Annotated in this window: 24 protein-coding genes; 11 read left to right on the forward strand and 13 right to left on the reverse strand. The window is 66.1% G+C overall.

Translation table 11 applies throughout. The features are described 5' to 3' along the window. Window position 1: 1 nt before the first annotated feature. Window positions 2-613, reverse strand: a complete 612-nt coding sequence (locus tag ACEQZ0_RS07995) for an HD domain-containing protein (RefSeq protein WP_370190147.1) — start codon at window positions 611-613, stop codon at window positions 2-4. A gap of 82 nt (window positions 614-695) precedes the next feature. Here ACEQZ0_RS07995 and ACEQZ0_RS08000 point away from each other — a divergent pair, with 82 nt between their 5' ends. The 6 genes from ACEQZ0_RS08000 to ACEQZ0_RS08025 all read left to right on the forward strand — a co-directional run bounded on the left by ACEQZ0_RS08000 (window position 696) and on the right by ACEQZ0_RS08025 (window position 5,432). Continuing rightward, on the forward strand, window positions 696-1,934 hold the full coding sequence (locus tag ACEQZ0_RS08000; RefSeq protein ID WP_370190148.1) for a sensor histidine kinase: 1,239 nt from the start codon (window positions 696-698) through the stop codon (window positions 1,932-1,934). Beyond that, window positions 1,931-2,728, forward strand: coding sequence for a LytR/AlgR family response regulator transcription factor (locus ACEQZ0_RS08005; protein ID WP_370190150.1), 798 nt, complete (start codon window positions 1,931-1,933; stop codon window positions 2,726-2,728). Before ACEQZ0_RS08000 ends, ACEQZ0_RS08005 begins: the two co-directional genes overlap by 4 nt. A 119-nt stretch (window positions 2,729-2,847) precedes the next feature. Further along, entirely contained in the window at window positions 2,848-3,708 is an 861-nt protein-coding gene (gene nadC, locus ACEQZ0_RS08010) for a carboxylating nicotinate-nucleotide diphosphorylase (RefSeq protein WP_370190152.1), read from the forward strand. A 44-nt stretch (window positions 3,709-3,752) separates the two neighbouring features. Continuing rightward, entirely contained in the window at window positions 3,753-4,175 is a 423-nt protein-coding gene (locus ACEQZ0_RS08015; RefSeq protein WP_370190154.1) for a hypothetical protein, read from the forward strand. Window positions 4,176-4,297: 122 nt separating this feature from the next. Beyond that, window positions 4,298-4,732 carry a hypothetical protein gene (locus tag ACEQZ0_RS08020; RefSeq protein WP_370190157.1) on the forward strand — a complete coding sequence of 145 codons (435 nt, stop codon included), beginning with the start codon at window positions 4,298-4,300 and terminating at the stop codon, window positions 4,730-4,732. Next, window positions 4,719-5,432 (forward strand): ribonuclease T, encoded by a 714-nt coding sequence (locus tag ACEQZ0_RS08025; protein WP_370190159.1) that lies wholly within the window; start codon window positions 4,719-4,721, stop codon window positions 5,430-5,432. Before ACEQZ0_RS08020 ends, ACEQZ0_RS08025 begins: the two co-directional genes overlap by 14 nt. A 21-nt stretch (window positions 5,433-5,453) precedes the next feature. Here the strand turns inward: ACEQZ0_RS08025 and ACEQZ0_RS08030 are convergent, their stop codons facing one another. Further along, on the reverse strand, window positions 5,454-5,909 hold the full coding sequence (locus tag ACEQZ0_RS08030) for a nucleoside deaminase (RefSeq protein WP_370190161.1): 456 nt from the start codon (window positions 5,907-5,909) through the stop codon (window positions 5,454-5,456). 159 nt (window positions 5,910-6,068) lie between these two features. Here ACEQZ0_RS08030 and rpmB point away from each other — a divergent pair, with 159 nt between their 5' ends. Next, the gene (gene rpmB, locus ACEQZ0_RS08035; protein ID WP_370190163.1) at window positions 6,069-6,356 is read left to right on the forward strand and encodes a 50S ribosomal protein L28; all 288 of its coding nucleotides are present in this window, start codon (window positions 6,069-6,071) and stop codon (window positions 6,354-6,356) included. A 52-nt stretch (window positions 6,357-6,408) separates the two neighbouring features. On the opposite strand, the gene ACEQZ0_RS08040 is transcribed toward rpmB, so the two are convergent. The 4 genes from ACEQZ0_RS08040 to xseA all read right to left on the reverse strand — a co-directional run bounded on the left by ACEQZ0_RS08040 (window position 6,409) and on the right by xseA (window position 10,036). Continuing rightward, the gene (locus ACEQZ0_RS08040; protein ID WP_370190166.1) at window positions 6,409-7,389 is read right to left on the reverse strand and encodes an esterase-like activity of phytase family protein; all 981 of its coding nucleotides are present in this window, start codon (window positions 7,387-7,389) and stop codon (window positions 6,409-6,411) included. Window positions 7,390-7,433: 44 nt separating this feature from the next. Beyond that, window positions 7,434-8,234, reverse strand: coding sequence for a M23 family metallopeptidase (locus ACEQZ0_RS08045; protein ID WP_370220874.1), 801 nt, complete (start codon window positions 8,232-8,234; stop codon window positions 7,434-7,436). Window positions 8,235-8,344: 110 nt separating this feature from the next. Beyond that, entirely contained in the window at window positions 8,345-8,554 is a 210-nt protein-coding gene (locus ACEQZ0_RS08050) for a DUF2093 domain-containing protein (RefSeq protein WP_370190170.1), read from the reverse strand. 24 nt (window positions 8,555-8,578) lie between these two features. Continuing rightward, the gene (xseA, locus tag ACEQZ0_RS08055) at window positions 8,579-10,036 is read right to left on the reverse strand and encodes an exodeoxyribonuclease VII large subunit (protein ID WP_370190172.1); all 1,458 of its coding nucleotides are present in this window, start codon (window positions 10,034-10,036) and stop codon (window positions 8,579-8,581) included. On the opposite strand from xseA, the gene purD reads away from it, so the two are divergent. Next, window positions 10,035-11,309: a phosphoribosylamine--glycine ligase gene (gene purD, locus ACEQZ0_RS08060; RefSeq protein ID WP_370190174.1), complete on the forward strand. Its 1,275-nt coding sequence runs from the start codon at window positions 10,035-10,037 to the stop codon at window positions 11,307-11,309. The two genes, xseA and purD, sit on opposite strands and share 2 nt — an antisense overlap. A gap of 6 nt (window positions 11,310-11,315) precedes the next feature. Here purD and ACEQZ0_RS08065 read toward each other — a convergent pair whose 3' ends face one another. Beyond that, a complete protein-coding gene (locus ACEQZ0_RS08065) occupies window positions 11,316-12,113 on the reverse strand; it encodes a hypothetical protein (protein WP_370190176.1) in 798 nt (265 codons plus the stop codon). Between the two features lie 83 nt (window positions 12,114-12,196). On the opposite strand from ACEQZ0_RS08065, the gene ACEQZ0_RS08070 reads away from it, so the two are divergent. Then, window positions 12,197-12,700, forward strand: coding sequence for a helix-turn-helix transcriptional regulator (locus tag ACEQZ0_RS08070; RefSeq protein WP_370190178.1), 504 nt, complete (start codon window positions 12,197-12,199; stop codon window positions 12,698-12,700). Between the two features lie 43 nt (window positions 12,701-12,743). On the opposite strand, the gene ACEQZ0_RS08075 is transcribed toward ACEQZ0_RS08070, so the two are convergent. The 3 genes from ACEQZ0_RS08075 to ACEQZ0_RS08085 form a co-directional block, all read right to left on the reverse strand. Then, window positions 12,744-13,562 carry a proline dehydrogenase gene (locus tag ACEQZ0_RS08075; protein ID WP_370190180.1) on the reverse strand — a complete coding sequence of 273 codons (819 nt, stop codon included), beginning with the start codon at window positions 13,560-13,562 and terminating at the stop codon, window positions 12,744-12,746. Beyond that, window positions 13,559-14,656 (reverse strand): GNAT family N-acetyltransferase, encoded by a 1,098-nt coding sequence (locus ACEQZ0_RS08080; RefSeq protein WP_370190182.1) that lies wholly within the window; start codon window positions 14,654-14,656, stop codon window positions 13,559-13,561. The genes ACEQZ0_RS08075 and ACEQZ0_RS08080 overlap by 4 nt, the downstream gene beginning before the upstream one ends. A gap of 76 nt (window positions 14,657-14,732) precedes the next feature. After that, window positions 14,733-15,728 (reverse strand): adenosine kinase, encoded by a 996-nt coding sequence (locus tag ACEQZ0_RS08085; RefSeq protein WP_370190184.1) that lies wholly within the window; start codon window positions 15,726-15,728, stop codon window positions 14,733-14,735. Between the two features lie 111 nt (window positions 15,729-15,839). Between ACEQZ0_RS08085 and ACEQZ0_RS08090 the strand changes: the two genes are divergently transcribed. Continuing rightward, entirely contained in the window at window positions 15,840-16,523 is a 684-nt protein-coding gene (locus tag ACEQZ0_RS08090) for an EI24 domain-containing protein (RefSeq protein WP_370190186.1), read from the forward strand. 148 nt (window positions 16,524-16,671) lie between these two features. Next, window positions 16,672-16,929 carry a hypothetical protein gene (locus tag ACEQZ0_RS08095; protein WP_370190188.1) on the forward strand — a complete coding sequence of 86 codons (258 nt, stop codon included), beginning with the start codon at window positions 16,672-16,674 and terminating at the stop codon, window positions 16,927-16,929. A gap of 15 nt (window positions 16,930-16,944) precedes the next feature. Here ACEQZ0_RS08095 and ACEQZ0_RS08100 read toward each other — a convergent pair whose 3' ends face one another. From ACEQZ0_RS08100 to ACEQZ0_RS08110, 3 genes are read right to left on the reverse strand one after another with little or no spacing between them, the layout of a single operon-like run. Then, entirely contained in the window at window positions 16,945-17,304 is a 360-nt protein-coding gene (locus tag ACEQZ0_RS08100) for a HesB/IscA family protein (protein WP_370190190.1), read from the reverse strand. Continuing rightward, entirely contained in the window at window positions 17,304-17,810 is a 507-nt protein-coding gene (locus ACEQZ0_RS08105; RefSeq protein WP_370190192.1) for an SUF system Fe-S cluster assembly protein, read from the reverse strand. The genes ACEQZ0_RS08100 and ACEQZ0_RS08105 overlap by 1 nt, the downstream gene beginning before the upstream one ends. Continuing rightward, on the reverse strand, window positions 17,807-19,078 hold the full coding sequence (locus ACEQZ0_RS08110) for an aminotransferase class V-fold PLP-dependent enzyme (RefSeq protein ID WP_370190193.1): 1,272 nt from the start codon (window positions 19,076-19,078) through the stop codon (window positions 17,807-17,809). Before ACEQZ0_RS08110 ends, ACEQZ0_RS08105 begins: the two co-directional genes overlap by 4 nt. Between the last annotated feature and the right edge of the window lie 6 nt (window positions 19,079-19,084).

A 19,084-nucleotide genomic window follows, 5' to 3' on the forward strand; every position in this document is an offset into this window, starting at 1 on the left:
CCTACTCCTCTTCCATCGCCTTGGCGTACATCGAGGCGAGCGGCTTCGCCATTACCCGCCGCACCATAGGCTCGAAGAATTCGAGGCTCTCGCTCTCGTAATCGGGATCGAACGCCGCCTGGTCGTATTTTTCGCAGAATTCTCGGCAAGCCTCGAAGTGGGGGTGGTCGGCGAACTTGTCGCGCGCGTTCTGGTCCATGCCGAGGAAGTGGAAATAGTAATAGCCCTGGAAGGCGCCATGGTTCTGGCAAATCCAGTGCACTTCCTCGCTCACGAAGGGCTTTATGATCGAGGCGGCGACTTCGGGGTGGTTGTAGCTACCCAATGTGTCGCCGATGTCGTGCAGCAGCGCCATCACCACATATTGCTCGTCGCGCCCGTCGCGATGCGCGCGCGTCGCAGTCTGCAGCGAATGTTCGAGCCGGTCGACCGGAAAGCCGCCGAAGTCGCCGTCGAGCAATTTGAGGTGGTCGAGCACGCGGTCGGGCAGGCCCTTGGCGAAAGTACGATACTCGCCGCCGATGATCGCCCAGTCCTCGGCGGTACCCTGTTTCATCTCGCGGAACTTGGCGCGCTCGGCCCCCGCCTCGTCGATCGTTTCCTGCACGCCCATCGCGTCTCTCCCTCGCTTCGCCTGTCGCGGCCATTCTAGCGACTGGTGCAACTCGTCGCAATTGCGCTAGAGGGGCAGGCAAATGGCAGTACTGCCCATTCGACCCACGCCGTTCTTCGCCAACAAGAACCAGGCGTTCTGGAACCTCCAGCTGGGCGGCTGGGGCGGGGCGGCGATGCTGCGTGCCATGTCCGCGCTGGCGAACGGCCAGCCACCCGACCGCCTGGTGATCATCCTTATCGCCACGATCACCGGCTTTTCGCTCAGCCTCATCCTCGCCGTGGTCTATGGCCAGTTGATCCGCCAGCGCCCGCTGGTGACTTGGGGGGCGACGGCGGTGGTGCTGATGTTCGCGACCGGCGTCTATGCCTTCATCGACAGCTGGGTGCTGCAGGTGGCCGGCGCGGCGACCGATGGCAATTTCGTCAGCCTTTTCGTCGGCATGTACTTCATCGATCTGACGCTGCTCGGCGCGTGGTCGGCGCTCTATTACGCGATCAATTTCTTCCTTCAGGTCGAGGAACAGGCCGACCGGCTCGAACGGCTGGAAGCGCAGGCGACCAGCGCGCAGCTGGCCATGCTGCGCTATCAGCTCAACCCGCATTTCCTGTTCAACACGCTCAATTCGATCAGCACGCTGGTGCTCCTCAAGCAGAGCGAGACCGCCAATGCCATGCTCACCCGCCTGTCGAGCTTCCTGCGGCACACGCTGGTGACGCAGCCGGGCGGCAAGGTCAGCGTCGCGCAGGAGGTCGAAACTCTCCAGCTCTATCTAGGGATCGAACAGATGCGCTTCGAGGAGCGGTTGCGGACGAGCTTCCGTGTCGAACCACAGGCGGCCAAGGCGCGCCTGCCCGCCATGTTGCTGCAGCCGCTGGTCGAAAACGCGATCAAATACGGCGTCAGCCCGCAGGAAGAAGGGGCGGAGATCTCGATCGTCGCGCAGGTCGTCGGGCCGCGCCTGCGGGTGACCGTGTCGGACACCGGGCCGGGGATGACGATGAACGATGCCGAGGACGGGCTGCCCGCCGTCCGCCCGACGCATGCACGGCGCGATTCGACCGGCGTCGGCCTGACCAATATTCGCGATCGGTTGGCGCAGGCCTATGGCGAGGAGCACCGGTTCGAGATCCGCTCGCCCGAAAGCGGCGGCTTTTCGGTCCTCATCGAACTGCCCTATGAAACCGAAGAGCAGGACGAGACGTTAAGCGCGCCGCAAGCCGCACCCGCGCAGCAGGGCGGCGCCCCGATACAGAAACCCTCGGCTCCCCCGGCCGTTCTACCCCCATCCCTACCCCCGAAAGCACACCAGACGACATGACCATTCGCACCATTCTCGTCGACGACGAAAAGCTCGCCATCCAGGGCCTCCAGCTGCGCCTCGAACCGTTCGAGGACGTCGAGATCATTGCCACGTGCCAGAACGGACGCGAGGCGATCCGCGCGATCAAGACCGAGAAACCCGACCTCGTCTTCCTCGACATCCAGATGCCCGGATTCGACGGCTTCTCGGTCGTCCAGGGCGTGATGGAAATCGACCCGCCGCTGTTCGTCTTCGTCACCGCATTCCAGGAACACGCGATCCGCGCCTTCGAGGCCAATGCGGTCAATTACCTGATGAAGCCGGTGGACGAGGACAAGCTCGCCGACACGATCGAACGCGTGCGTCAGCGCCTCGCCGAAAAGAAATCGACCGAGGAGGCCGAGAAACTCAAGAGCGTGCTCTCCGAAGTGGCGCCCGAAGCGGCAGAAGAACTCGCTGCCGAGGACGCAGAGACGGCAAGCCGCTACGAGAAGCTGATCAACGTCAAGGATCGCGGGCAGATCTTCCGCGTCGAAACCGACACGATCGAGCATATCGAGGCGGCCGGCGACTATATGTGCATCTACACCGGCGACAATTCGCTGATTCTGCGCGAGACGATGAAGGACCTCGAACGTCGGCTCGATCCGCGCAAGTTTCAGCGCGTCCACCGCTCGACCATCGTCAATCTCGACCAGGTCCGGCAGGTCAAGCCGCATACCAATGGCGAATGTTTTCTCGTGCTCGATTCGGGCGCCGAGGTGAAGGTGAGCCGCAGCTATCGCGACGTGGTCGCCCGCTTCGTGCATTGAGTATTCGTTTCCGCGCCGACCTCCGTCGGCGCGTCCTCGCTAGATGTGCAGCAAGCTGCACCCGCTGCGGGCGGCCAGTCGGCCTTGCCTCGCCTGCGGCTCGGAACTGGAGATAACCGATGGCCTTTAGCCTCCCCGGCTTCGACCTCGCTGCCTTCGTCCGCGACACGCTGGCGGAGGATCTCGGCGAGGGACTGCCCGGCGGCGGGCGCGATGTCACCAGCGAAAGCGTGATTCCGCCCGACGCCCGCTTTGCCGGGATAATGGATACGCGCGATACGATAAAGGTAGCGGGGCTTGGCATAGCCGAAGCCTTCTTCCGCGCGCTCGATCCGGACATGAAAATTGAGATCCTGGTCGCGGATGGCGCGAGCGTGCCTGCGGGCACCGATCTGATGCGGCTCGAAGGCAATGCCCGCGCCATGCTGACCGCCGAACGCAGCGCCTTGAATACCGTCCAGCACCTCTCCGGCATCGCCACGCTGGTTGCGCAATATGTCCGCGCGATGGACAATCCCGCCTGCACGCTGCTTGACACGCGCAAGACCATTCCCGGACTGCGTATGCTGGAGAAATACGCTGTCCGCATGGGCGGCGGTGCCAACCACCGCATGGGCCTGTGGGATGCGGCGATGATCAAGGACAACCACGTCCTCGTCGCCGGTTCGGTGGGCGAGGCGGTGCGTCGCGCCGTCGAGGCAGGCGTGAAGGACATCATCTGCGAAGTCGACCGTATCGACCAGATCGAACCTGCGCTGCAGGCAGGTGCGACACGGTTGCTGCTCGACAACATGGAGCCCGACACGCTGCGCGAGGCGGTGACGATGGTCGCCGGACGCGTGCCGACCGAAGCCAGCGGGGGGATCAACCTCGACACCATCAGGGCCAAGGCCGCGACCGGGGTCGACTATGTTTCGGTCGGGCGGCTCACCCAGAGTGCGCCCGCCGCCGATATCGGTTTCGATTTTACGCCGCTGTAACGTGAACCGAGGCTGGCGCCGCAGCGCCAAGGGAGGTGGGCCGGATGAAACCCGCATCGATCAGGAAGTTCGACTGGCTCTATCTCGGCTCGCTTGGCGTCAACCTGATCGGTATTCTCCTTAATTTCGATTCGCTGTCCGCGCAGGCTGAAGCAGAATTCGCCGCACGTGGGATGGCGGAATCGGGCGCGGGCATGCTTGTCGGCTCCCTCCTGATCGGCCTCGCAATCAACCTGGGCTTGTGGTTCTTGATTTCCGTCCTGCGGATCGGACTGGCGAAATGGGCGCTCGTCCTGCTCACCGCCTGGTCGATCCTGACCACCGTGAAATCGCTTTCGCTGGGCCTCGAAAGCATAATGGTCTGGGGACTCCTCAGCACGGTCATGACCCTGGTGGCGATCGGCTTCCTGTTTCGCCCCGGGTCGAGGGACTGGTTCGCCGCCCATCGGGGGATTGGCGGCGAATAGCATGCCCGCAGCAGTCCGGCTGACCCCGTCCACCTCGCGCGACGACGCCCGGCCTGCCCCGCAGACCTTTACCTGCCGCGGACTTTGTTGCATCTCCAATCGGCAACAGTGGGAGACCGGGCGTGAAGCCGAGTTCGATCAAACTGTTCGATGTGCTGTTTCCGGTCGCGACGCTGCTCGTCCTGGTCTCTGCGGCGCTCAGCTTCTCCGGTCTCGAAGAGCATGCGATGGCGGGATACGAAGGAGGGGGCGAAGGTGCGCGCGGGATGGCGATCTGGATGATCACCGCCTCGATCTTCATTCTGCTGCTGCTTGCGGGCATCCTGTGGACCACCATCTCGCTGCTGCGGATGGGGGTGATGCGTTATGTGCTGGTCCTCGTAGTGGCGTATGCGCTGTTCCATAACTACCGCGAACTGACGGTCGTGGGACCGAGTGCGGGCGCCTGGGTCGATCTCGCCGCGAGCCTTGTCGCCGGGGCGGCGGCTGCGATGCTGTTTCGTCCTGGCGCCAGGGCCTGGTTTGCCGAGAACCCCGACGACCGTGCCGCGCCCTAGGGGGATCGCGCTCGCCATTCTCGCGGTCGCGCTGCTCGACGCCGCGCCGCTCGCTGCACAGCACTACCAGTGCCGCCTGCCGCGAAGCATCAATCTTCCGCAGGTCCAGGCCGATGGGCCGCCCCGTGTCTTGCCAATCACGGGCTACACGCTGGCGTTGAGCTGGAGCCCCGAGTTCTGCAAGCCGCGCAAGCGCCGGCCTGCGCATGCACGCCAGTGCGGCGGGCGGGCTGGATTTTTCGGCCTCGTGGTGCACGGGCTATGGCCCGAGAGCGGCCGCAGCTGGCCGCAGTGGTGCCCCGCCTCGCGCGATCCGCTGCCACGCGAGGCGGCAGCGAACATGTGCCTGACGCCTTCCGCCGCCCTGCTTGCACGACAATGGGCGAAACACGGCGCCTGCATGACCAAGCGCCCTGCAACCTATTTCAAGGTCACGCGTATCCTGTGGCAGGGCCTGCGCATTCCCGATCTCGATCGCGTAAGCCGCGAAAAGGGCCTCACGGCCGGCACCATCCGGACCCGCTTCATCGATGCCAATCCCGACTGGCCGCGCGAGGCGGTGGGCGTCCACCTCAATGCGCGCGGGTGGCTCGAAGAACTACGGCTGTGCTACGATAGGGGTTTCATGCCCACCGCCTGCGATCGACGGCAGTATGGAGCGCGGGATGGCGCAGAGGCGAAGATCTGGCGGGGGTTGTGACGGACGCCAAACTCGCTTCGATCACCGCCGCTCCCTGAAGAAGCCCCGCAGCAATTCCGCCGCCCTGGCCTCGCCCATGCCCGGATAGACCTCGGGCCGGTGGAGGCATTGCGGCTGGTCGAAAACCCGCGCGCCATGTTCGACCGCACCGCCCTTGGGGTCGCTGGCGGCGTAATAGAGCTTGCCGATCCGCGCGTGGACGATGGCGCCGGCGCACATGGCGCAGGGCTCGAGCGTAACCCAGAGTTCGCATGCCGAGAGGCGCTCGTCGCCCAGCACCTTCGCCGCGCGGCGAATCGCAAGGATTTCGGCATGCGCGGTCGGATCGTGCGTTTCGCGCGGGGCGTTGTGCGCCTCGGCGATCACTTCGCCGCCGCGCGTCACCACTGCGCCCACAGGCACTTCGCCCAGCGCCGCTGCCTTTTCGGCGAGCGCAATCGCGCGGTCCATGGGTTGCGGAAGGGTCCAGGCGCTCATAATGCGGACGCGCTAGCCCCCGGAGGACGGGCGCGCAACGTGCTTGACGATTCGCACCCTCGCCGCTATGCGCGCCGCTTTCCGGGACAAGAACGGACCCACGCTGGCACGAGATCAGCACGGGAAAGCTCGCCCGCCCATTCGAACGAGAGACGTATCATGTCGCGCATTTGCGAACTCACCGGCAAGGGCCGCCAGGTCGGTCACAATGTGAGCCACGCCAACAACAAGACCAAGAAGGTCTTCCTGCCGAACCTGCAGAACGTCACGCTGATGAGCGAGAAGCTCGACCGCAGCTTCAAGTTCCGCGTGTCGACCCACGGCCTGCGTTCGGTCGAGCACAATGGCGGCCTCGACAACTGGCTCCTGAAGACCAGCGACGAGAAGCTGTCGGCCAATGCGCTCAAGGTGAAGCGCGAGCTGAAGAAGGCCGTCGCGGCCTCGTAAGGCCTGACGCGCGCTCCGGCGCCGCAGAGAGAATTCGAAAGGCGCGCGAGGTCTACTCGCGCGCCTTTTCGCGTGCGCGCCAGAGCAACTTGAGCAGTATCGTGCGCTGGAAAACCATGAAATTGTCGTCCGAGACCAGCCACACATGCGTCCCGTCGGGATCCTCGGTCAGCGCAATGCCCTCGTAATTGTCTTGCGGGATTCGGGCGCCGAATTCGGCCAGCAGCCGAGCGGCGATCGTCCCGTCCGGCGCCCGGTCGTCAATGTCGATTTCGGCAATGGCAGTCGCGAAGCCCGGCGGTAAGCCCCAGATTACGCGCCGCAGCAACACCAGTGCCCGTCCGTCACCGGCGGGCGTTGCATCAACCGGGCGATAGCCCTTCGGAATTTCGACCACCACCCGTTCCGCTCGCGCTCCTTCCACCGGATCACCGGCAAAGACCAGCGCGCGGTGGTGCTGCCCGCGCCAGCGCCGTGAACCTTCCGCGATCGCGAGAAACCGACCGTCGGCCAGACGCACCAGCGTCTCCGGCCCTGCATTGTCGTCCCAACGGCGCATCGCCGGAGGCCGGACCTCGCCATTCGGTTCAAGCGCGGCGTCGAAGCGCATGATCGAATTGCGATATTCGAAGCCCCCCCATACGATTCCGTGCGCGGGATCCACTGCGAGCGATTCGAGATCGCGGCTTTCCTTGATCGTATCCTCGTCGGCGAAGAGCGGGGCGATTTCGCCCGGTGCGAGCCCGCTGCGGTCGGGCCGCGTAAATCGGAGCCAGCGCCCCGTGTCGGAGCCCGCGAGAAAGTGCGTGCCGTCGAGAGCGACCAGAGCCGACAGCCCGCCGAATTGTACCGGATCGCCGGACATGCGCCATGCAGCGACCAATTCGAAGGGACCGCTGCGCGCGGCATCGACCGCGAGCGGCACGATCCGCGCCAGCCGGTCGAAATCGCTCGGCTCCGGCGTACGCAGCCATGTGCCGGGTGCGAGCGCGATGGCGATCAGGGAAGCAAGGAACAGTCGCCTAGGACGCATGGGCGTGAAGATTCCTTGGCTGGCGTGCTACCGGCGTCAAGCGCTCAGCGCATCGGGCCGGTGAAGAGCAGCGGATCGAGCCGCGCATTGCGCCACTTGAGACTCCAGTGGAGATGCGGACCTGTCGCGCGACCGGACGAGCCGATGTCGCCGATATGCTGACCCTTGGTCACCCGGTCGCCCTCTTTGACGTAGAGCCGCGAAGAATGGAGGAAAGCGCTGTTGAGGCCCTGCCCGTGATCGATGATCAACAGTTTTCCCTCGAGGCTGAAATCGTCGACCGCGAGCACGACGACGCCATCGGCGGGTGCGACATAGGGCGTGCCAGCGGTGCCGGTGGTGATGTCGATGCCCGAATGGTAGCTGCCGGGTTCGCCGCGATAGATTCGCTGCGAGCCGAAGCGGCCCGAAATACGGCCCGAGACCGGCCAGATAAAATCCTGCCTCCAGCCCTGCGCGCCGGTTTCCTTCAGCCGCGCGTTCCAGATCGCATCGAGTTCGGGCTGGCGACGACGACGGAAGGCTTCACTCGACCCGCCTGGCCTGAGGGCCGCATCGACATGCTCGATATCCCAGTCACGCGGCGCAATGGCGAGCAGCGAGGTAATTGTCTGGCCGTCGGCAAGCCGGGCGACGAGCCTGGTCGAAGCCGGTGCGTCGCGGTCGAATGCCGCGAAGAAGCGGCCTTGCGCGTCGAATGCCAGCTTTTCGGTCCCCAGCATTGCCTCGACCGTTCCGCCTGGCACTGTCCCGCGGATCCAGCCGCCCTGCTCGAGTTCGCCAGCGAAGGTGAAGGTCGAAGGGCGCGCCGGAGCCGCCTCGGGAGCAGGGGTGGATGTTGGCATGGGCGCTGTGCGCACCGGCTGCACAACCTCGGCGCTGCCGGAAGACTCGGGTTCGACAGCGGGAACGCAGGCGTTGGCCAGCAGGAGGAGCGGTGCGACCCGGATGAATTTCACGGCGCGAGCCGCTCGGTGGCGAGCTGGGGACTGGCGTAGGCCTCCTGATGCTCGACCGACCAGTAGCGAAGTTCCTCGAGCGGGATCGGCACCCCGCTCATCGCACAGAAGACATGGTTGCCTGCACGCAATACGCGAAAGCCCGAGGGGCCGTAATGCAATTTGGCCTCGCCATTCGACGGACCCGAATTCTTGTTCATCAGCATGGCGCAAATCCTAGCAGGTCCACCTTAACCGAACAAATCATCCTGTTTCGGCGCGGTTCCTTTTTTCGGGAGTGTGCGGCGGGGTGCGCGGGGCGGCGGATTGCCTCCCGGCGACACCTCGAGATCACCATCGCGAAACTTGAGGGTGAGCGCCCCTTCCTTCTCCGCCAGCGCCTTGTCGGTGAGAGTCCGCCCGTCGGTTCCGATAACGCGGACATAACCGCGCTTGAGCACCGTGTCGGGATCGAGCGAGTGCATCACCCGCTGCAGCGCCGCGAGCCGCTCCCGACGCTCGGCAAGCGGACGCTCGACCAGAGCGACGGCCAGCTTCTGCCCCGCCAGCGCACGCTGCGCCTCGCGCAAATTGCGGGTCAGCACGGCAGGCGACAGGCGTAGCTCCGAAAGCCGCTCGCGTCCCTGCGCCGCGCTATCGCGCAGGCCCCGCCGCAGCCGCTCGGCAAGCTCGTCGAGCCGCTGCCCCTGCGGTTGCAGCAGCGCCTCGGGCGTGGGCAGACGTTCGCTGCGCGCCTGCAGTCTCTCGCGGCCCAACTGTACCGGGCGCAATATCGCGCGCTTCTTGCGTGCCTCGAAATCGGCCAGAGACGCCGCCAGCTCGGCCCGCACGGGCACCGCAATCTCGGCGGCCGCGGTGGGGGTGGGCGCGCGACGATCGGCGGCATAGTCGGCGAGAGTGGTGTCGGTCTCGTGCCCCACGGCGCTGATGGTCGGGATCGGACACTCGGCAATCGCACGGACAACCGCCTCCTCGTTGAAGCTCCACAGATCCTCGATCGAGCCGCCGCCGCGCGCGACGATGACGAGGTCGGGCCGGTCGGGGTGACTTTCGGGCATGGCGGAGAAGCCGCGTACCGCGCCCGCCACCTGCTCGGCAGCGCCCTGCCCCTGCACCAGCACCGGCCACACCACCACCCGGCTGGGAAAACGGTCGGCCAGCCGGTGGAGAATGTCGCGGATCACCGCGCCGGTGGGTGATGTGACGACCCCGATCGTGCGCGGCAGGAAGGGCAGCGGCTTCTTGCGTTCGGCGGCGAAAAGGCCTTCCGCCGCCAGCCGCGCGCGGGTCTTCTCGAGCAGCGCGAGCAGGGCGCCTTCGCCCGCCAGCTCCATCCGTTCGATCACGATCTGGTATTTCGAGCGACCCGGATAGGTCGTGAGCTTGCCGCTGGCGACAACTTCCAGCCCGTCTTCAGGGCGGAAGGGCAGCCGGTCGGTATTGCCGCGCCACATCACCCCGTCGAGCACTGCCTTGTCGTCCTTGAGCGCGCAGTAGAGATGCCCGCTCGCGGCGCGCTTCACGCCCGACAATTCGCCGCGCAGCCGCACGAAACCGAAGCGATCCTCGACGGTGCGCTTGAGCAGGCTGGAGATTTCGCTGATCGAGAGCGGCTCGGCGTTGTCGCCTGCCCGACCCTTCGCTACCAAGCCCCCATCTTCGCTGTCTGACGGAAAGTAGCTGGCCATGAATATCCTTTTGCTCGGCTCGGGCGGGCGCGAACATGCGCTCAGCTGGAAACTGGCGCAATCGCCGCTGTGCGACAAGCTGTGGGCGGCGCCGGGCAATCCGGGCATCGCGCAGGATGCCACCTGCGTCGCGCTCGATGCCGCCGACCACGAAGCGGTGATCAACTTCTGCCAGACCAACGACATCGGCCTCGTCGTCATCGGCCCCGAGGCGCCGCTCGTCGATGGCCTTGCCGATTCGCTGCGGGCCAAGGGAATCGACACATTCGGTCCCTCGGGCGAGGCGGCGCAGCTCGAAGGCAGCAAGGGCTTTACCAAGGAATTGTGCCGGCGGGCCAACATCCCCACCGCACGCTACGAGCGCTGCACCTCGCTCGAGGCGGCCTGGGGCGCACTCAAGAAATTCGACCCGCCCTTCGTGCTCAAGGCCGACGGCCTCGCCGCGGGCAAGGGCGTGGTGATCGCCGAGACGCGCGAGGAGGCACAGCATGCGCTCGACGAGATGTTCGACGGCCGGTTCGGCAGCGCGGGCAACGAGGTGGTGATCGAGCAGTTCCTCACCGGCGAGGAAGCGAGCTTCTTCGCGCTGACCGACGGGACCGCGATCGTCCCGATCGGCACCGCGCAGGACCACAAGCGCGTGGGCGAAGGCGACACCGGCCCCAACACCGGCGGCATGGGTGCCTATTCGCCAGCTCCGGTGCTTTCCGAAGCGCTGCAGGCGCAGGTGATGAGAGAGATCGTCGAACCGACCGTGCGCACCATGCGCGAGGAAGGCATGCCCTATTCTGGCGTGCTCTATGCCGGGCTCATGCTGACCAAGGCCGGCCCGCAATTGATTGAATACAATGCCCGCTTCGGCGATCCCGAATGCCAGGTGCTGATGATGCGGTTGGAGAGCGATCTCGTCGAGCTGATGCAGGCCTGCGCACAGGGGCGGCTGGGCGAGGTGGCTGCGCCCAAGCTGTCCGACGATTTCGCGCTGACCGTGGTGATGGCGGCCGAGGGCTATCCCGGAACGCCGAAGAAGGGCGGGGCGATCGCGCTGGGCGACGCCGAGTCGAACGGCGCCAGGGTCTTCCATGCCGGAACGAAGCTGGACGGCGGCACGCTGACCGCAAGCGGCGGCCGCGTGCTCAACGTCACCGCACGCGGAAAAAGCGCCACCGAAGCCCAGCGCAACGCCTATCGGGCAGTCGACGCAATCACCTTCGCCGACGGATTCTGCCGGCGCGACATCGGCCAGCGCGAGGTGCGGCGCGAACGAGGCTAGGCACCTTTACCCAGCCAGAGTGCGGTTCTCCGCGCGCTGGGGAACAAGGAGGATCAGGCCCAAAATCGTCCCGGCGAGCACGAGCGAAGCGATCGGGCGGCTGAGTTCGAGCCCGCCATGCGCGACCGGCTTGTCGAGGAAATCGCCGACTACCGCCCCCAGAGGACGGGTGAGAATGAATGCGGCCCAGAACAGCGCCACCCGGTTGATCCTGGTCCAGAAATAGGCCGCCGCGACCAGCGCAAGCAGTCCGCCGAAGATGACCGCCGCACCGAGATATCCCAGCGCCCCGTCGGCAACCCAGTCACCCAGCGCGGTACCGAGTGTCTGCGAGAATGTGATCGTCAGCCAGTAATATACCTCGGCACGCGGTTCGTGCACCGTGCTCACCGAAATACTGCCCAGCGCCCGGTGCCAGACGAAGAGAGAGGCGAGCACCATACCCAACAGCAGGGTCGAACCGCCCGGATAGCCGATTCCCAGCGAGCGCGTGGCGAAATCCGCGAGTGTCGTGCCGGCGGTGGTCGAAGCGATAATCGTCGCCCAGTAGAGCAGGGGGTGGAACTGCCGTGCCCGGATCTGCGCCGCGACGAGCAGCGCGAGCACGGTGCCGAAGAGCGCGGTGCCGATCAGATAGCCGTTGAGGCCCGCTTGGCCGGCACTGACAGTGGTTTCGCCCAGCCAGCTCATGCTGACCGTGTCGCCCATGGTTTCCCCGAAGGTGGTGGCGAGGATCTTGACGATCCAGAATCCCAGAGTCACCGCCGGCACCTTGGCCAGCGCGTCTTTCGCTTGTTCGTTCATTACGTTACTCCTGACGCCTATGCGTTCGGGAGAGCTACGATCGGTGCTAGGGATCGGGCCATAAGCGGAAGTCCAAAACAGCCATGACCAGCCAAAGTGCCATGACCGGCAACCGCGATCGCGAGCTTGTCCCGATCGCCCTCGTGATCCTCGTGCAAATCGTCGCGGTGGTCTATTTCCTGTGGGACTCTGTGCGCGAGGAGGGCGGCCTGCCGGCACTGCTCGACCTGTTCGTCGGACTTGCCCTGTTTGCCGGAATCGCGCTTGGTGCGCTCGCCATCCGGCGCTTGCTGGGCGAAGCCCGCAAACGCGAAGAAGTCGTGGCCATCGCACGTGGCGCGCTGGGCGCGCTCATGCGCCAGCGCTTCGCCGAGTGGAACCTGTCGCCCGGCGAAGCCGAAGTCGCTCTGTTCGCGCTGAAGGGGTGCTCGATAGCCGAGATTGCCACGCTGCGCGGCTCTTCTGCCGGGACCGTCCGTTCGCAGTTGAGCCAGGTTTATGCCAAGGCCGGAGTGAGCGGGCAGCCCATGCTGATGTCGCTGTTCCTCGACGATCTGCTCGACGAAACCCCCATGGCGCCCGGCTGAGCCGGAGACCCTTGCCGGAGGTAATCCTCCGAGTGGCAAGAACCTAGCGCGCGATCCGGTCGCGCAGCGCCCAGAGCGGAAGGTAGGGTTTCCGCAGGCCCTGCTCGATCGCATAGGGCCCCCAGCCGGGACCGTATGGATAGTAATAGCGCACGGGCACCTTGTGCCGCAGCGCCACCGCACGGCTGCGCCGCTGCGGCAATCCGCGGAGCTGCCCTAGCTCGGCAGGCGTGCCGCTCGAGGAGAGAAGCGACAGCGCGGCTTCGGCGAGACCGGGATCATGGGTCGCCACTTCGACCGGCGCAGCGCGTCCGGCAAGCGTGCGCACCACGTCGAGATGGGCATTGGCGATATCCTCGGGATCGTCTCGGGGATCGGCCCACTCGCCCTTGACCACCCGGATACGACAGGCGCGCTCGCGCAGGGCGCAGGCATCGTCCACGCTGCGCCGCCAGCGCGCAGGCAGGGCGACACCGCAACCGAGCGTCTCGGCCAGAGCCATGGTCTCGGGAGCCTGCTCGGGCGTCAGCGCATCGAAAATCAGCGGTATGCGCTCGGCGGCGATCCTCTCGAGTAACATCGGATCGAAGCCCAGGGGCGGCGCTTTCACCGCCAGTTCGACAGCGCTCGCCCCGGCGGCTTGCAGCGCCCGAGCCGCGCCGATTAATGCTTCCGCCACGACTGCGGGTTCTTCGTCCGGCGGAGCAAAATAGCCGAGCGATATCCGCGTTCCCGCTGGCGTCGCGATCCGCAGGCAAGATGAGACGGCGACTTCGCTCGTCTCGATCGGCAGGCGTGCACCGACCGCATCCGGCAGGGCATAGCGCGCCTTGCGAAGCAGCACCTTGCCGGGAAAATTCATGCGGCGTCCGGCCTGAACCGCCTATCGAGCCGCGTTTGCGCCCAGCCCAGAGTATCCTGCGCAAGCCCGACATAGCCAGCGAGGCTTCGCGGATAGAAGCGCAAGCGCACGCAGGGATGCGCCTCGCGGGTCCAGAAATCGCTGATCCAGCTGTCAGATTCGCCCATCATCTCGAATCTGGAGAGACCCTCGCGCGCCGCCTCGCCGAGCGCATGGAGCATCAGCAAGGTGCCGGGAGAGCATTTGCCGACGGCCTCGTCGAAGCCGATCTTGTAGAGCCAGTAGCGGCCGCGCCAGGCCACGGCGAGCTGCACGGCAACCATCTTGCCATCGATCCGCATGGCCGCGATTCGCGTCTCGCCACGCTCGGCACAGGCGCGCAGATAACTGCGAAAGAAGCGTTCTTTCGCCGGGTCGCACAGAATTGCCGTACCCGCAGCCCGTTTCCAGCTCTTGGCCTCGACTGCGATCGCCTCGTCGAACAGCTGATTGAATTCCACCGGGCTCGGGCGATGCATGGCATAACCGACCTCGCCCAGACGGTCCGCCTTGCGCTGCGCACGGCGGAAATCGGACCGGCGGCGCGAGGAGAACCGGTTTTCGGGCGTGCCCCAGCTCTCGTCGAGCGCGAGGAAAGGGCACGGATCGGCTTCGCGAACGATCAGCTTCCCGTGGGCCGGAGCCACCTCGCGCAACGCAGCGACGATCGGCGAGTCGAGCGGAACTCGCGCAAACTCGACCGGCCGCGCGAGCGCGCACAACGCTTGGGCGAGCCGCATCGCGGCCTTCGCATCGCGGACCAGGGGCCCGCCGGGTTCATGGACCTCGCGATCGCCCAGCAGGCGCCAACGTGCCAGCCGGCCGCCATCGCGAACAAGGGGCACGATCGCCTCGAAGCCCGCGGCGGGCGATCCCTCGACCAGTATCTGCGGGGTCGACGGCAGGAGGGCCTGCACCGCCGCCTGTCCGAAATCGGGATGCTGCGTCGGCAATGTGGCCGCTTCGCCTAGCACCGCCCAAGCCTGGACGTGCGCCAGCGCGCGGCTCGGCAGCCCCGGAGTGGCACGACGTTCGGCGAAGGATTCGTAGCGCAAGCGCGTTTCCTTTCGCGCTGCCCCTTAGCACCCAAACCCTAACATTCGGTGGGTCCTTGCGAATCGCGGCGCCTTGTCAGCCGAGCTTTTCGGCCACCAGCGCCTTGAGATCGGCCTCGCTCCGCGCACCGTAATGCGAGATGATTTCCGCCGCGCAGATGGCACCCATGCGCAGGCATGTCTCGAGGCTTTCGCCGCGCGCATGGCCAGTCAGGAAACCTGCGGCGAAGAGGTCGCCCGCACCGGTGGTGTCCACCACCTTGTCGATCGGTTCGGCGGCGATGGTCACCCGCTCGCCATAGGCGATGCCGACCGCGCCCTTGGCGCTGCGCGTGGCGACGAGCACTGGAACCTTGCCCGCCACCATGGCCACGCCGTCCTCGAAATCGTTCGTCCCGGTGAGCGTCGCGAGTTCGTGCTCGTTGACGAAGAGGATGTCGATCTGCCCCTTTTCGATCAGCGCGCGGAAATCATCGCCGTGGCGTTCGATGACGAAGCTTTCGGAGGCGGTAAAAGCGACCTTGCGACCGGCCTTGCGCGCGACCTCGATCGCGCGGCGCATGGCGCTGCGCGGTTCCTCCGGATCCCACAGATAGCCTTCGAGATAGAGAATCCCGGCACTGGCGATCAGCTCGTCGTCGAGCGCTGCAGGAGGCAGGAACTGGCTTGCGCCGAGAAAGGTGTTCATCGTGCGCTCGCCATCGGGCGTCACGAAAATGAGGCACCGCGCGGTCGAAGGTTCGCCCTCGCGCGCCGGCGTGTCGAAATCGATGCCGACAGCGCGGATGTCGTGGCTGAAGACATCGCCCAGCTGGTCGTTCGCAACCTGCCCGACGAAAGCGCATTGCGCCCCCAGCGCGCTCATGCCGGCCAGGGTGTTGGCCGCCGAGCCGCCCGAAATCTCGCGCGCCGGCCCCATTGCTGCGTAAAGCCGGCGCGCGCCGTCTTCATCGACCAGCGTCATGCCGCCCTTGTTCAGTTCGAGCTCGTCGATAAGGTCGTCTTCGCAAGGGGCCATCACATCGACGATGGCATTGCCGATCGCGATCACGTCGTAGCGGGGTGCGGTCATGGATACTCCGGGGGAACAGAATCTGTGTGTCGCGCGCCGTTAGCGGTTCAACGGGCGGAGTCCAAGGTCGGCGTTGACTCGACCGCGGACGGCGCGCATCCCGGCACACCGATGCTGTCGCTTCCCCGCGCCCTTGCCCTTGCTTTCGGCCAGCTCGGCGACGCGGCGATTCTCGGGATTCTCGGCAAGACGGCAATGCTGACGCTGGCGATCTTCGCAGCCGGCGGAGCGGGTGTCTATCTCGCGCTTGCGACGGCGTTGGACGACGGTCCGCTTGGGGGCCTTGGCGCGCTGGCGGCGGTTCTCGTCACCCTGGTCGCCGGCTGGTTCCTGTTCCGTATCGTAGCGCTTTTCGTGCTGCAGTTTTTCGCCGAGGACATCGTGGGCGCGGTCGAGCGGCAGTATTACCCGCAAGCCGCCGCGACACGACGCCAGATCGGCTTCGGCGAGGAACTGGGCAGCGCGCTGCGATCGCTGGCGCGGACGCTGATTGCCAATCTACTTGCGCTGCCGGTGGCAGGTCTGCTGCTCCTGTCGGGGGTCGGGCCGGTGCTCGTATTCCTTCTCGTCAATGCCTGGCTGGTGGGGCGAGACCTGCAGGATCTGGTGTGGCTGCCGCACCGCGCCGATACCACCGAACTTGCCCCGATAAGCGCCGGGACGCGCCTCATGCTCGGTGGGGCGGTGGTCGGCCTGCTCGCGATACCTTTCCTCAACCTCCTTGCCCCGATAGTGGGCGCTGCCAGTGCCACGCACCTCGTCCACCGCGCACGCGAGAAAGAACCTCATGCGTAATATCGCCCTCCTGCTGCTCCCCTTGCTGGGCGCCTGCGCCACCGGACCCGTGCCTGGCGGACCGGCACCTGCGCGTCCCGCCACCTCCACACCGCCACAAGAGGTGCGCGTGGCCCCAACGGTTCAGGGGTTCCGTGCCCCGCGCGTTATGAACATTCCCGGGCTCGAAAGCGTGATCGGGCGCAACGAAACCGCGCTCGCCAATCTCTTCGGCCCCCCGCGGCTGACGGTAAAGGAAGGTGATGCGCGCAAGCTGCAATTCACCGGCGAGGCCTGCGTGCTCGACGTCTACCTCTATCCCTTGACTCCGGGCGGCGAGCCGAGCGCGACCTATGTCGATGCGCGCCGTGCGAGCGACGGACTCGACGTCGACCGCGCCGCCTGCGTCAAGGCGCTGCGGCGCTAATCCGCGCCGCCGTGGTCAGACCATAAAGCTCTCGCCGCAGCCGCACGCGCCCTTGGCGTTCGGGTTCTCGAACACGAAGCCGGCGGTGAAGTCGTCCTCGACCCAGTCCATCGTGCTGCCGACGAGATAGAGTACGCTCGCGCCGTCGATGTAGAAGACGCCGCCGGGCGTCTCGATCTTCTCGTCGAACTTCGCCTCTTCGATCACATAGTCGACCGAATAGGCCAGCCCCGAGCAGCCGCGGCGCGGGGTCGACAGCTTCACGCCGATCGCATCCTCGGGCGCCCTTGCCATCAGGTCGGCGACGCGCTGCTCGGCGGCCTTGGTCAGCACGACGGCGGCCTTGGGCGCGGGGCGGGTCTCGGTATCGCTCATCACAGCATCCCCAGTTCGAGGCGCGCTTCGTCGGTCATCTTATCGGGGCCCCAGGGCGGATCCCAGACCAAATTGACTTCGGCATCGCGCACGCCGGGCACGCTCGCGGCGCGCAGTTCGACTTCGCCCGGCATTGTTTCGGCGACGGGGCAATGCGGCGTGGTCAGCGTCATGGTGACCGTAACGTCGCACTCCTCGTCGACTTCGACGCCGTAGATCAGACCGAGGTCGTAGATATTGACCGGGATTTCCGGGTCGTAGATCTCCTTCAGCGCGGCGATCACCGCCTCGTAGAGATCGCCGCCCGGCGCGCCCGCGGGGACGTTCTCCGGTTTCTTCTGGAGGAAGCCTTCGAGGTAGTCGCGCTTGCGCTCCATCGTCTCGCGCGGCGATTCATCCGGATCGACGGCATCCTCGACCCGCGCGCGCGGCGGCTTGGCCGGTGCGACGTCGGCAGGCGACGGAGCTGCGATAAAGTCGGTATCGTTGGTCGTTTCTTCGCTCATCCGAAGATCCTCTGGGTACGCTCGATGCCGCGCAGCAGCGCGGCGATGTCGCTTTCGTCGGAATACAGCCCGAAGCTCGCGCGGGCGGTGGCGGGGACGCCGAGATGGTCCATCAGCGGCTGCGCGCAATGATGCCCGGCGCGGATCGCGACATTCTCTTCATCCAATATGGTGCCGAGATCGTGCGGGTGAACCCCTTCTAGGGCAAAAGAGACGATACCCGCGCTTTCCTCGGGGCCGAACAGCGTGACCGAATTCATCGCGCGCAGCTCGTCGCGAAGCTGTTTCGCCAGCGCGCTTTCATGCGCGAAGAGCGCATCGGGGCCGAGCGCATCGACATAGTCGATCGCCGCATGCAGCGCGATCGCCTCGGTGATCATCGGCGTGCCCGCCTCGAAGCGCTGCGGCGGCGGGGCGTAGGTGGTCTTCTCGAAAGTCACGCGGTCGATCATCGCGCCGCCGCCCTGCCAGGGTGGCATGGCATCGAGGATCGCCTCGCGCGCCCACAGCACGCCGATACCCGTGGGGCCGTAGATCTTGTGTCCCGAGAAGGCATAAAAGTCGCAGTCGAGCGCGGCCATGTCGAGCTTCATGCGCGGCGCAGCCTGGCAACCATCGAGCAGGATTTTCGCCCCAACCGAATGCGCCAGGTCGGCCGCCGCGCGCGCGTCGAGCACGCTGCCGAGCACGTTGGAGACATGCGCGAGCGAGACCAGCTTGGTGCGCGGGGTCAGTAGCGCTTCGAGCGCGCCGAGGTCGATCCGACCGTCGTCGGTCAGCGGGCAGACGTCGATGTGCGCGCCTGTGCGCTCGGCAACCATCTGCCAGGGGACGATGTTCGAGTGATGCTCGAGCGTCGAGAGGACGATCCGGTCGCCTTCGCCGAGCTGCGTCATCCCCCAGCTCGCGGCGACGAGGTTGATCGCCTCGGTCGCACCGCGGACGAACACCACCTCGTTTTCGCTTCGCGCGCCGATGAAGTCGGCAACGCGCTTGCGGGCCGCCTCGTAGCCCAGCGTCATCTGCGCGCTGCGGCCATAGACCCCGCGATGGACGGTGGCATAATCCCTGCCCAGCGCGCGGGTCATGGCATCGATCACCGCTTGCGGCTTTTGCGCCGAAGCCGCCGTGTCGAGGTAGTGCCACGGCTGCCCGTCGGCCGTGACGAGGCCGGGGAAGTCGCTCCGCAACCGATCCCCCGCGCGGGCAGGGGTCTCCGGCAGATTGGCGCCAGACCGACCGAGGTCCCCGCCTTCGCGGGGACTCATGAGTGA

The sequence above is a fragment of the Qipengyuania sp. genome (assembly GCF_964227205.1).
In the GTDB taxonomy this organism is placed as follows: domain Bacteria; phylum Pseudomonadota; class Alphaproteobacteria; order Sphingomonadales; family Sphingomonadaceae; genus Qipengyuania.